Below are 12,203 nucleotides of genomic sequence, written 5' to 3' on the forward strand. Positions count from 1 at the left end.
CCTCCGAAGGATCGCCGCTTGGGTCAGGACCCTAGGTCCGCCGATACATCATCTGCCCCATCGTTCGCGACTTGCGCACCAGATAGCGCCCCGGCAGGATCAGGCCGGACCGCGCGCCGTCGCGCGTGACCATCATGCCGAACCGCGGAATCATCACGATCCGGGGCCGCCACTGGTAGACATCCCGATGAGCGCGTCGCCCGCCCATGACCTCTCTCCTCTCCTTGCCTTAAGCGCAAGGAAAGCGCGGGCCGGATCACGGCGCGAAACCGCGGCCCCGTCGGATCGGTGGGCGGTAGACGAAGTGATCGGCAGCGAAAACGACTCCGGAAAGCCCCGAGTAGCGGCGGCCGGGGCAAGGACGTTCATGACCCGTACGTAAGTTATTGAAAATTCTGAACTCGGAAGCGAACGACAATGTCCGCTTCGCGCTTCATCCCGGCTGTTTGCGTTGGCGTTACAGGTCATCTGAAACGGTTGCTTTGGGGAATATGTGTTCAAGTCCGTGGCTGGTCTTCGTCGGTGCAAGTGGGTCGACGCCGTCAGATGTCCGCACAATGTTGATCATCGCGTCCAAGGGAGTCGATCTGCCTTGCAAGCGCCGCGATGACGAGCGCAACATAGTCAGCCTTTCCTGCCGTGCGTGCGATGACCGGCAGGCCTGAGAGGAAGCCCGTCAGGCTTGAAATCATCAGCACCGCGCGCACCTGTGCCTCGGTCTCCGTCAGTTGCCCGCCCGTCGTCTGCACGATCAGATCGGTCGCAAGCTCGATGCCCGGGCGCCACAGTTCAGCATAGAGAATCTCGAAGGCGGGACCAGGGCTTGCGATTTCGCGCTGGACGAACAGCGACGGATTCTGCGCCCCCGGTGTCGCGAGCAGGAAGCGCGCCAGCGCCGCAAACAGCCGCTTGAGCAGCGCGCGCGCTGCGTCGGGCGCCAGCGGTTCCTGCAGCGCGGCATAGGATGTCAGCGCCACGGCGCCCATGCCTTCGCGATAGCGCGCGACGATCGCGTGCGCGCAGGCGAGATAGAGGCCGCGCTTGTTGCCGAAATAATAGGTGAGCGCGGGCAGGTTCACGCCCGCCTCCCTGGCGATTTGCCGGGTCGTGACGCTGGCGAAGCCGCTGTTGCCGAACGCGGCGAGCGCGACGGCGAGGATGCGCGCGCGCGTCTCCTCGCCCTTGCGATAGCCGTCGGAAGCGGTGCGGAGCGGGGTGGCCGGGGTTGCGGAGCGCGGCATCGGCGGTTCAATCCCTTTTGCTTGAATTTATATCAATTGATATATATGGCCGATGCCATCTCGTCGAGAGGGAGATGGATATTGATCACGCGCGCGACGCTCGACACTCTGTGGGCGAAGGTGGAATCGCAGCGGGATCGGGTGCCCGCGATGTACGGCAAGGTCGATTTCCGGGCCGTTCCCGAACGCTTCGCCGCGGCGCCGGGCGATCCGACCGCGCTGTCGGGCAAATATGACCGCGACCGCGATGCCCTGCTCGCCGATCCCGACCGGGTCGAATTCATCCGTGCCTATACGATGACCGGCGATGCGACCGCCGATGCCTATGCCGCGCTGATGCGCGAATATGGATTCCGCGCGCTGGTCGACATGCTGACGCGCGCCTGCGATGAAGGCGTCGAGAACGTCCCGGGGGCACCGCCCGAACTGGTCGCCTTCATCCGCGACATGGAGCGGATTCCCGACTGGCTCGACATGAAGCTGGTCGAGGAAGGCGCGCGGATCGACCGCAATTCGGCTGCCAATTTCGGCCCGTTCATCATTCGCGGCGCCTTCATCGCGACCTTCATGAACAAATATGCCGCGCTGCCGATGGCGATCACCGGCACGCTGTCGAGCCAGACCGCGGCGCGCCGCGTCAAGGATACCGCGACATTCTTCACCACCTCGCTGCTGCCCGGCGCGCTCGAACGTCATGGTCCCGGCTTCAAGGCCGCGGCGATGGTGCGGCTGATGCATTCGATGGTGCGTGCGAATGTGCTGCGGCGCCCGGACGACTGGGACATGGACGTCTATGGCATTCCGATCCCGCAGGTCGACCAGATGCCGGCCGGGCTGATCTCGGTCTTCCTGCTGTCGTACAGGATGATCGAGGAGGGGCGTCACGAATTCACCCCCGCCGAGCGCGCGACGGTCGAACTGGCCCGCTATCGCTGTTTCCTGCTCGGCCTGCCCGAGGAACTGCTCGCCGACACGCCGCAGGGAATCGTCGATCTGATGAACGCGCGGAGCGGCACGCTCCGCAGCGGCTATGACGACAGCACCTGCGGCGAACTGCTGCGCGCGACGATGGCGGCCGACCTGCGCGCCGACGATTCGCTGCGCGCGCGCCTGCACGAGATCTTCGAGCGCGCCTTTGCCAAGCTCTTCTTCGTCAAGAGCTTCATGGGCGGCGACAAGGCGAAGGCCGCGGCGATCGGCGTCCATCTCACCGCCGGCGATGTCGCGCTGGCGGCGATCGCCGGACTGTTCATCTATGCCCGGATCCGGCTTTATGCGCTTGCGGCGCATATTCCGGGATTGCGTGCGGTCGCCGACCGGCGGCTGATCGCCAAGCTCAAGGCGCAACTCGCGAGTTATGGCCATGCCGAATTCACCACCGACGCCGCGCAATACCGCCCGTCAGCGCCGCCGGTGCCCGCCGAATAGGTCAGCGCGGCCGCGCTAGGCGGCCGCCGGGGTGAGGGCTTCCATCATCCGCACCGCCGCACTGTCGAGCGGACGAATGCCGAGTTCGGCGCGAACGCGCTCGATCGGGTCGGCGATGCGCTGGTGCCACGGAACCGCGATCAGCTCCTTCGTCGCGCGTCCGTGGCGCCAGCCGTCGAACATCACGGTCAGCAGCATGTCCATCATCGCCGGTGCGTGGACCGCGGCCTTGGACGCCACCGTCGCCAGGAAACGCGTCGAATAATTCTGGCCGAACTGCGCCATCTGAAAGCCGGAGATCGCGACCTCGCCCGCCGGGGTGAAGCCATATCCGGCGACCAGATGCCAGATGTCGTGGAGCTGGAGGATGCGCCGGTTGGTCCGGTTCTGCGCCGGATAGTCGCCCGGCAGGACGACGGTGTCGGCGTCGATCACCTCGATATCGTACCCGTTCGCGGTCAGCATCGATAGCAGATCATGCGCAAGGCTGTCGGCTGCGTGGCTTTCGAGGTCGGCGGTGGTCAGCCGCACCTCGGGCTGGGCGATCAGTTCGTGCACGCTGTCGAATTCGAGCAGCGCCGCCTCGCAGGCGTCGATCATCCGCTGGTCGTAGCGGCTGCCGAGCGCGACGACGGCGAGCGTCAGATCGAGTTCGCCCGCGGTCGGCGAGGGCGGCTCGGCCACGATCGCCCAATAATCGTCCCACAGCGCGCGCGGCAGCGCGATGCGCGGTTTGCCCTCGGTCGCCCACGGCAGCGCCGCCGCGATCTGCGTCGCGCGCGCGGCACCGTTGTCGCTCGCCGCCGTGGCGGCTGCGATGGCGTCGAAGATCGGCACCTGCGCGACGGGATCGACGAAGGCGGCGGTCGTCATCAGGGCAGCGAGGCCCAGCGCCGGCTCCTCCGCCAGCGGCGGACGGGCCGTCTCGACCCAGGTTTCGAATTCCTTGCGCATCGACGGTTCGATCATCGCCATTCATCTCCCGAATTTCATCGATCGATCGATTACACTATAAGAATAGAATAATCAACTTATATAGCTGGCACTTCGTGCGGCATCGATTATAAGCGGGCCATGGACGAACCTACCAAAGTCAGTTTCCCGAGGCGCGCCGCGGCGAAGGCGCGGACGCGCCAACGTATCGAGGAAGCCGCGCGTCGCCTGTTCGTCACGCTCGGCTATGCCGATGCGACGATGGCGGCGATCGCCGAAGCCGCCGATATCCACATCACCACGCTGTTCACCCATTTCGCCTCGAAGCGCGATCTGGCCGCGGCGATTGCGGTCACCGCGGGCACCCGGTTCGAAGCGGTGGTCGCGACGCACCGCGCACAGGGGGTGCCGGTGCTCACCTTCTGGCGCAACCAGGTGGTCCGGCTCGCGCACGCCTATGAGCGCGATGGCGACGGCCAGATCAACCTCGGCCGCGCGCTCGCGGGCGAACCCGAACTGCTGCCGGTGTGGTATGGGCATCAGCGGCTCCAGATCGATCTGATGACCGACTATATCGCCGACGAGCTCGGCATCGATCCGACGGTCGACCGCCGCGCGCAAATGGTCGCCGCGATGCTCGTCGCGGGCGGGCGGATGGCGTTCGATGCCTGGATCGAAAGCGGCCGCGCGGGCGATCTGGTGGCCGAGAACGAACGCCTGCTCGAAGCGGCCGAGGCGGTGCTCGCCCGCGGCCTGCCACTGACCCGGCGCGACGGCATCTAGCAAGGGTCCGACCGCAACGAGACCTGCGATCATTCCGCGGCCGCTTCGCCCAGTTGCCGGATATTTTCCAGATGGCGCGACCGGCTGATCGGATAATGGGCGAGGCAGAGGATTGCGATGGCGGTCGCGACCGACAGCGCCACGATATAGATGGTCGCCAGCCCGTGCAGCGCATCGGCACCGACCTGTCCCGGCTGGGCATTGTCGGGGAAACCGACGAAGGACAGCAGCAGCCCCGCGAGCATGATCCCCATGCCCGAAACCGCCTTGTTGACCATCGTCGCGGCCGAAAACAGCAGGCCTTCGGAGCGGCGGCCGGTCTCGAGCCGGATCTGGTCGGTCACGTCGGCGACCATCGACACCGCCAGGATGCCGCCCGCGACCGTCGTCATCATGCTGAAGGCGAATTGCCCCATCAGCAGCCACAGCAGCAGCGGATCGCCGTTGGCCGGAAACAGGCCGGCAAGACGCAGGATCAGCGGGACGACACTCGATATCAGCGACAGGCCGAACATGAGCATCGCCGCCGGCTTCTTGCCGAAACGCGCCGACAGCGGCAGCACGACGACGAAGGCGAGCAGAATGCCCGCAACCGCGGTCGATGCGACGGTGGCGATCTGACTGGCGCTGAGTTCCCAGAAATAGGTCGAGAAATAGACGCCCAGCGACAGGTTGAGTCCTGACGCCACGGCGAAGAACAGGCTGGCGAGCAGGATGGAGACATAGGCGGGGTGAACCAGTACGCCTAGCATCTCGCGCAGCATCCGTCCGACCGGAACCTTGACGACCGGTGGCGGCGGCGGGCGCTTCAGCACCTCCCTCTGCGTCCCCAGCGAGGAGACAAGGACCGACAGCAGCATGATCGCCGCCGCCGCCCAGGCATAGGTGACATAGCCGCCCGCGTTGAGATGGCCGACCGGCTGCGTCGGCGTCGGCCGCAGGAAATAGCCGAAGGTCACGACCGTCATCCCGATGCCGCCGCACACGCCGAAGAAATAGCGTGCGGCAACCAGCTTGGTGCGCTCGTCATAATCGCTGGTGAATTCGGCAAGCAGCGCGGTCGAGGGGATCTCATAAAGGCTGATCGAAAAGCGCACGAGGATGGCCGTGGTGACGAGCCAGGCGAACTGCGCGCCATGCGCCATCCCGGGTGGCGTCCACAGCAGCAGATAGAAGAGCGCGATGGGAAAAGCGGCGGCATACATGAAGGGGTGCCGGCGTCCCCAGCGTGTCCGGACATTGTCCGAATATTGGCCGAGCAACGGATCGAACAGCGCGTCGGCGATCATCGCGATCATGATCGCCGTTCCCACCCAGGCCGCCGGAAGTCCGACGACCTGGTTGTAGAACAGCATCAGGAGCGCGTTGAAGCCATGGTCCTTGATGCCGAAGGCGATGGTGCCCGAACCATAGAGAAGCCGGGTCCTGAACGGCAGGGCATCGGCCGGACGTGCGTCGGTCCTGCTCACGCGAGCGGCCTATCGGAACCGGACTTCGAGCTGGAGGCCATAGGTTCGCGGCGGGGTCAGCGAATAGGATTGCGCAACCTCCAACGTCGGCGACGACGCGAGCAAATTGCCCTGCGCGCTGTCATATCCCTTGCTGTCGAACAGATTCTTGACGAAGGCAACGACGCGATAGCGATCGCCCGCAGCGGTCCAGATCGCGCGCAGATCGACCTGATCCCACGAAGGCATCCGGTTGTAGGGGCGATTGAAGATGTTGCTGTAGGCCGAACTGCGCAGCACATAGTTGCCCGACAGCGAAAGGGTGCCAGGGTCGAAGTCGATGCTGTACATCGCGTTGAGCGCCAGCTTGTGGCGCGGCGTGTCGGACAGCCGCGCGCCCGCGACGCTTTGTGGCTGCTGGCCATTGACTGACGGTCCCGACGGCTGCGCGCCGGGCTGCACCGCCAGCGGGTCCTGCCCATCGACGAAGCAGCATCCGCTGTCGATCCGCGAATGGCCGTAGCCATAGTTGAACGACAGTTGCAGCGGATCGGCGGGCTGCCACGCGAGCTCGAACTCGGCGCCATAGCTTTGCGAGCTTTTGAGGTTGAAGAACTGGGTGAGTTGCGCGCCGCCCGGCTGCGACACCGTCAACGGCACCTGAAGCCCCTGATAATCATAATAGAAGCCGGCTAGATTGACGCGCAGCCGCCGGCCGATTGCATGCTTGTAGCCGGCTTCGAAAGCGTCGACATGCTCCGCTCCGGTCTGCGGCAGCACCGAAATGCCGCCGGCGTTGAATCCGCCCGACTTGTAGCCGCGGCTGTAGCGGAGGAAGGCAAGCTGGTCGTCGCCGGGTTGCCATTCGACCGCAACGGTCCCGGTCAGCGCGTCCCAGCTGTTCGCCAGCCCGCGCCGCGCAATGCCCGTTGCGGGATCGATGGTCACCGCAGACGCGACCCCCGGTGCGGGAAGCGTGGAGATTTGCGATGCGGTGATATCGAGCGCCGGAGTCGCCGAACCATAAAGGTCGGGCGAGAAGCCGCCGCAGCCGAAGCAGAGGATGCGGAAGGATTCGTCGCCGCTCTTCCTGTCATGCGTATAGCGCAACCCGGCCGTGATGCGCAGCGCGTCGGTGAAGCGATAGTCGATCTGGCCAAAGACCGCCGACGATTTGGTGGTCAGCGTCGAGGCGGCATAGACGAAATCGCCGAGCGGGTTGGCGGGGCCGTTGGCCGGCGCGCGCAGTTGCAACTGGTTGGGCGCGTTGAAATGCGATTCCTGCGTCAGCGTCTCCTGATAATAATAGACGCCGACGACCCATTGCAGCGGTCCGTCGGTGTTCGACGTCAGATTGAGTTCGCCGCTGCCGAAGCTCTTGTCGTTGTGCAGATTGAGCTGCGTCGACGGAAAGGCGGTGAGCGGTGCGCAGCCGGGAATGAAGGCGCAAACGCCGCCGCCCGGGGCAAGCGGAAAAGCGTAGGAAATCACGCTCGTCCCATCGAGTTCGTATGTGTTGTCGATACGATATTTCTGATAGCCGCCGAGCAGGCGGACGTCGAAGGTCGGCAGCGACCATTTGATATCGCCCGTCGCGCCGAAATTGCCGCGCAGGCGCTCGGTCTGCGTCGTATCGGCGCTGAAGCGCCGGATGTCGGTCGCGCCGGGCGGCACCGGATCGGGATCGAGAGCGACGACGCCCGGAATCAGGTAGCCGAACGCCGCGCCCGGCGTGACCGCGCCGGTCGGATAGGGGGCGAAGTCATAGGCGCCGATGCGGTTGAGCGGGTGCGGATTCAGGTCGCTTCGGCCCGAGAATATCTTGGCCCAGGCCGTCACGTCGGGTCCGAGGTCGGCCTCCAGCTGCAATTCGACATAGCGGCGCTCGCCGCGGCCGCCTTCGCTGATCCCGTCGGCCTCGTTCTTGAAATAGCCGCGTCCCTGCTTGTGGTATCCGCCCGCCAGCCGCGTGCGCAGCCCCCTGGTCAGTGCGCCCGACGCCGATGCCTCGATCGTGTAGAGCCCATAATTGCCGACGGTGCCGCGCAGGTCGGCGCTGAAGTCCTCGGTCGGCCTTTTGGAGATCGCGTTGATCGCGCCGCCGATCGAGTTGCGGCCATAAAGCGTGCCCTGCGGGCCGCGCAGCACTTCGATGCGATCGATGAAGAAATCGGACGCCGCGATCGAAGTGGTCGAGGCATCATAGATGCCGTCGGTATAGGTCGAAACGCCGGGATCGCTGCCGTTGGTGTTGGTCTGGCGCCCGATGCCGCGGATGAACACGCGATCATTGCCCGCCGAATAGCTCAATCCGGGCGTGAAGTTGGCGAAATCCTGCAGCGTGTCGATACCGGCGAGCTGGCGCGCATCGGACGTATAGGCCGATATGGCCAGCGGGACTTCCTGCAGATTGGCCGTCCGCTTTTCGGCCGTGACGACGATTTCGGTCAGGCCCGGGCCTTCTTCCGCCACGGAAGGCCGGCTCCCGGCCGTCGTCGTACCCTGCGTCTGAGCCGCAGCCGGCATCGCCATGAATGCGACGCCCGCAAACATCCAAGATATATTTCGCATACCACGCCTCTCCCGCCGCCAGCGATCCTGCTGGTCGATTATTGGCGCGATGGGCCCGCTTCACCGGGCCCACGCTATGTACGGCGAAATGCCATTGCGGCATTCCCCGTCACCATCGTTATAGGTGTTTCATATATTAGTCTATAATAGTATATTTAACATCGCGATTTTATCGGCGGGAAAGCCATTCCCGGCGTATTTGCGGGGGATTGCCCGGCGACGGCCGGAGCTTCTTATCTCATTGGAAAAGCAAGACGATATCGCCACGGCGATTTCGATGTTCGCACCTATTGAAATGGTGTAATATATTTTTCTATGATGATAGAATCATCATGATTGGCTTACCACGGCCGACACGACCATCGCCACGAAGCGGGCGAGGTATAGGGGAGACGGGAAATGAACGGAGTTTCGCGCGCCATGGATCGGCGGACGGTTTCGACGGGCATTGGCGAGGAACAAGGCTGATGGCCTCCACCGCCCGGACGCTTGCCGAACTGAACGCGCGCACCCTCCCCGACTGGTATCAGGACGCGAAGTTCGGGATTTTCATCCATTGGGGCGCGTTCGCCATCCCCGGCTTTGCCCCGCGCCTTGGTTCGATCGGCGAAGCCTTCGCCAGGGACTATGACCGGGCGGTCGCGATGGTGCCCTATACCGAATGGTATTGGAACGCGATCAAGGTTCCCGGAACGCCTTCTGCCGAATTCCACCGGGCGCATTATGGCGATGCGCCCTATGAGGATTTCAAGCAGCCGTTCGAGGCGGGACTCGAGCATTGGGACCCCGCCGCCTGGGCGGAGGCGTTTCGCGACGCCGGCGCGCGTTATGTCGTGCTCGTCACCAAGCATCACGACGGGCTTTGCCTGTGGCCCAGCCAGATCGCGAACCCGCATCAGGCGGGATGGACGACCGGACGCGACATCGTCGGCGAGCTCGCCGCGGCGGTGCGCGCTGCCGGGCTCCGCTTCGGGGTCTATTATTCAGGCGGGATCGACTGGACCTTCAACCGGCGCCCGCTGCGAACGCTCGGCGACTTCATCGCTTCGACGCCCGGTGGCGACTATCCGGCCTATGCGATGGCGCAGGTGCGCGAACTGATCGACCGCTATGAACCGTCGGTGCTGTGGAACGACATCAGCTGGCCGACGCGGCCCGGGCCGCTGTACCGACTGTTCGCCGACTATTATCGTGCGGTGCCCGACGGCGTGGTCAACGACCGCTGGGTGGCGGCCGGCCTGCAGCGCGACCTGCTGAGAATTCCGCTGGTGCGGCGCTATGTCGACCGGAAGATCAAGGCGGCGATCGCCAGGCAGGGTCCCGACGCATCGCAGGGGATCATTCCGCCGGAAATTCCGCACAGCGATTTTCGGACGCCCGAATATGCGGCCTTCGCCGAAATCCAGGAGAAGAAATGGGAAGCGACCCGGGGGATGAGTCACAGCTTCGGCTTCAACCGCAACGACGACGAAAGCGACTACTCCAGCGCCGATACGCTGCTCCACGATTTCATCGATGCCGTGTCACGCAACGGAAATCTGCTGCTGAACATCGGGCCGCGCGCAACTGACGCGGGCATACCCGACGAACAGCTTCGTCGCCTGAAACGCTTCGGCGCATGGCTCCGCGCAAATGGCGACGCCATCTACGGCACGCGGCCATGGACACAATCGGATGGCGAGACCGAATGCGGGCTTGCCGTGCGTTTCACCGCCGCACCGGGGCGCGTGAACCTGATCGTCAAGGGGCCGGTGGCCGACACGCGGCTGGTGATCAAGAATCTGGCCCTCTCGGGCAAGGGCGTCCGTCTCGGCGATGGCAGCCCGGTCGAGCTCGAGGCGCGCGGCCCCGATCTGCAGCTGACCTTCGCTTCTTCCTGCGTCGACACTGTCGGCACGGCTGTTTCCGTCGCGGTTTAGGGCGGCAAGACGACCGAAGTCGTCACGGTCAGCGGCGGGCACCCGACGGCTTCTCCAAACGGTTTCACAAAGGGTGAAAATCGTTGCACACGTCAGGGCGCCATGCGGCGCCGGTGTCACCCCGGACTGACGGGGCCTTGTCACAGATTGTCGGTGAATTTATTTTTCTGACCCAGGAACTCGACGATCCGGCGCATGGCCAATGTCGCGGGGAAATGAGGGTTGGTACAGATGGCGAATTTTCGCAGCGCCCAGGTCTCGTCCAGGTCGATCAAGCGCAGTCCAAGCGAATAGGCCAGGTTGCGAGCGGCGACGACCGGCAGGATGCCGATCCCGAAACCGGATTGGACCATCCGGCAGACGCCATCGAAGCTGTCGACTTGCGCGCGGATCTGTAAAGGCATGCCGGTCGTGGTGGCGACCGATTGCAACAGGCGAGTCATCGATGCGTTATCCTCCAGCACGACGAAGCTTTCGTCATGGAGGTCAGCGAATTGCATCCTGTCGATACCTTCGCGAAAGTTGCTCGGCGCCACGATCGCGAGCCTGTCTTCCTTATATGGAACGGTGTCCAGACCGTCGGTAATCGTGCCCGCCATGACGATCCCGACATCAGCCAGGCCTTCACGGATAAGCGAAACGATGTTGCCGGTGTAGGCTTCGCGCAGATCCACTCGCGTGTCGGGATAGGTCGCCGCGAACCGTGACAGATCCTCCGGCAGAAATTGGGCGATCGCCGACGTGCAAGCGTGGAGTTTGACGGTTCCGATGAGACCGCTGGCATAATCCACGAGATCGCGCGTTGCGATGTCGAGGCGCCTGAACACGTGGTGGGCATGGTCCAGCAGAACCCGGCCGGCCGATGTCGCCTCCACCCCGCGCCCGGTCCTGTCGAACAACCGCGCGCCATAATATTCTTCCAGGTTCTTGATCCGCCGGCTGGCCGCGGCGAGCGCGATGTTCATCTCGTTGGCGGCCTTGGAAATACTTCCGAGCTTCGCCGCCAGAACGAAGAGATTGAGCGATTCAAGATTTACCTGGTGTCGGCCACGCATCAACTTAGCCCGTCCGGTTGAAGAACTTTGATACGATCTATCACGGCGGGAAGCCGGGTGCACCTGCGACGCCAGGTTTCCCCGGAGGCGGGACACCCCGATGGTGCGAACCGGGAATCAACATGCCGTCAGGAAGTCGAACCCTTGGCCGGGTCGTATATCTTGGCATTATAATCAACGTTCTTCGACATGATTCCGCGCGTATCGATGAGGGTGCCGAGCGTCTGCATGTTATGCGCGTGGCTGAGTTGATGATAGGCAAATGCAGTCTGCATCGCGCCGGCCCGTCCCTGCGCATCTTGAGCCGCATTGACTGCCTCTTTGGCCAGCTTGAGAGCGAACAAGGGCTTCCTGGCGTCGCGGCGTTGATGGCTCGGGTCCAGCCGGGCCGTCTGTTGCCGGCCACATTCCTTATCGGTGCCGTCGCGCTGGCACTGGGCCTGCGCGATCACGGAAATTTCACAACGACGGTTGCCGTCCTCGCGTTCATCAGTTTCTTCATCGATGGAGCATTCAGCGGAATTATCGGTTTCGGTGCATGGATATTTCCGAGCCGCATCCGCGCCACGGCAATTGGTGTCACGACCGGCATGGGCCGCTTTTCGGGCGGAACGCTCGGCCCCATGGCAGGCGGCATGATGCTCGATCGCGGCTTCGGCCTACCTGCGATTGCGACGATCGCCGCCATGCCTTTGCTGATGGCCGGCCTTCTGGTCGCAATCGCAGCCGGCATACACCGACGCGGAAATGCATGAGCATGAAAATTACCATTGTCGAAGCAAGCCCACGTGATGGAACGTGAGCTGCGGTGCTGCGATGGGTGGC

11 protein-coding genes are annotated in these 12,203 nt (G+C 64.0%); 4 read left to right on the forward strand and 7 right to left on the reverse strand.

Annotated features, from left to right (window positions below; translation table 11 throughout):
* Positions 1-31: 31 nt before the first annotated feature.
* Both SGRAN_RS22700 and SGRAN_RS18100 read right to left on the reverse strand, forming a co-directional pair.
* Positions 32-208 (reverse strand): hypothetical protein, encoded by a 177-nt coding sequence (locus SGRAN_RS22700; RefSeq protein WP_158682282.1) that lies wholly within the window; start codon positions 206-208, stop codon positions 32-34.
* Between the two features lie 334 nt (positions 209-542).
* Positions 543-1,241: a CerR family C-terminal domain-containing protein gene (locus SGRAN_RS18100; RefSeq protein WP_067185952.1), complete on the reverse strand. Its 699-nt coding sequence runs from the start codon at positions 1,239-1,241 to the stop codon at positions 543-545.
* Positions 1,242-1,322: 81 nt separating this feature from the next.
* Between SGRAN_RS18100 and SGRAN_RS18105 the strand changes: the two genes are divergently transcribed.
* Positions 1,323-2,669, forward strand: coding sequence for an oxygenase MpaB family protein (locus SGRAN_RS18105; RefSeq protein ID WP_210434171.1), 1,347 nt, complete (start codon positions 1,323-1,325; stop codon positions 2,667-2,669).
* A gap of 15 nt (positions 2,670-2,684) precedes the next feature.
* Here SGRAN_RS18105 and SGRAN_RS18110 read toward each other — a convergent pair whose 3' ends face one another.
* Positions 2,685-3,644: a Coq4 family protein gene (locus SGRAN_RS18110; protein ID WP_067185956.1), complete on the reverse strand. Its 960-nt coding sequence runs from the start codon at positions 3,642-3,644 to the stop codon at positions 2,685-2,687.
* A 99-nt stretch (positions 3,645-3,743) separates the two neighbouring features.
* Here SGRAN_RS18110 and SGRAN_RS18115 point away from each other — a divergent pair, with 99 nt between their 5' ends.
* A complete protein-coding gene (locus SGRAN_RS18115) occupies positions 3,744-4,385 on the forward strand; it encodes a TetR/AcrR family transcriptional regulator (RefSeq protein ID WP_067185958.1) in 642 nt (213 codons plus the stop codon).
* A 29-nt stretch (positions 4,386-4,414) separates the two neighbouring features.
* Here the strand turns inward: SGRAN_RS18115 and SGRAN_RS18120 are convergent, their stop codons facing one another.
* On the reverse strand, positions 4,415-5,854 hold the full coding sequence (locus tag SGRAN_RS18120) for an MFS transporter (protein ID WP_067185961.1): 1,440 nt from the start codon (positions 5,852-5,854) through the stop codon (positions 4,415-4,417).
* Between the two features lie 9 nt (positions 5,855-5,863).
* Complete coding sequence (locus SGRAN_RS18125) at positions 5,864-8,305, reverse strand: TonB-dependent receptor (RefSeq protein ID WP_172709674.1); 2,442 nt, start codon at positions 8,303-8,305, stop codon at positions 5,864-5,866.
* Positions 8,306-8,871: 566 nt separating this feature from the next.
* On the opposite strand from SGRAN_RS18125, the gene SGRAN_RS18130 reads away from it, so the two are divergent.
* Entirely contained in the window at positions 8,872-10,323 is a 1,452-nt protein-coding gene (locus SGRAN_RS18130; protein WP_082737345.1) for an alpha-L-fucosidase, read from the forward strand.
* A gap of 140 nt (positions 10,324-10,463) precedes the next feature.
* On the opposite strand, the gene SGRAN_RS18135 is transcribed toward SGRAN_RS18130, so the two are convergent.
* Positions 10,464-11,378, reverse strand: a complete 915-nt coding sequence (locus SGRAN_RS18135) for a LysR family transcriptional regulator (RefSeq protein WP_148650919.1) — start codon at positions 11,376-11,378, stop codon at positions 10,464-10,466.
* A 128-nt stretch (positions 11,379-11,506) separates the two neighbouring features.
* Positions 11,507-11,722, reverse strand: coding sequence for a hypothetical protein (locus tag SGRAN_RS18140; RefSeq protein WP_067185967.1), 216 nt, complete (start codon positions 11,720-11,722; stop codon positions 11,507-11,509).
* Between the two features lie 51 nt (positions 11,723-11,773).
* Here SGRAN_RS18140 and SGRAN_RS22385 point away from each other — a divergent pair, with 51 nt between their 5' ends.
* On the forward strand, positions 11,774-12,133 hold the full coding sequence (locus SGRAN_RS22385; protein WP_067185969.1) for an MFS transporter: 360 nt from the start codon (positions 11,774-11,776) through the stop codon (positions 12,131-12,133).
* The last annotated feature ends 70 nt before the right edge of the window (positions 12,134-12,203 follow it).

The sequence above is a fragment of the Sphingopyxis granuli genome (assembly GCF_001559015.1).
GTDB classification, from domain to species: Bacteria; Pseudomonadota; Alphaproteobacteria; order Sphingomonadales; family Sphingomonadaceae; genus Sphingopyxis; species Sphingopyxis granuli.

What these genes read in the sequence shown, in the direction of transcription:
- SGRAN_RS18135 (WP_148650919.1), bottom strand. Translation starts at nt 11,378, where the DNA reads ATGCGTGGCCGACACCAGGTAAATCTTGAATCGCTCAATCTCTTCGTT.
- SGRAN_RS18100 (WP_067185952.1), bottom strand. Translation starts at nt 1,241, where the DNA reads ATGCCGCGCTCCGCAACCCCGGCCACCCCGCTCCGCACCGCTTCCGAC.
- SGRAN_RS18115 (WP_067185958.1), top strand. Translation starts at nt 3,744, where the DNA reads ATGGACGAACCTACCAAAGTCAGTTTCCCGAGGCGCGCCGCGGCGAAG.
- SGRAN_RS18130 (WP_082737345.1), top strand. Translation starts at nt 8,872, where the DNA reads ATGGCCTCCACCGCCCGGACGCTTGCCGAACTGAACGCGCGCACCCTC.
- SGRAN_RS18110 (WP_067185956.1), bottom strand. Translation starts at nt 3,644, where the DNA reads ATGGCGATGATCGAACCGTCGATGCGCAAGGAATTCGAAACCTGGGTC.
- SGRAN_RS22700 (WP_158682282.1), bottom strand. Translation starts at nt 208, where the DNA reads ATGGGCGGGCGACGCGCTCATCGGGATGTCTACCAGTGGCGGCCCCGG.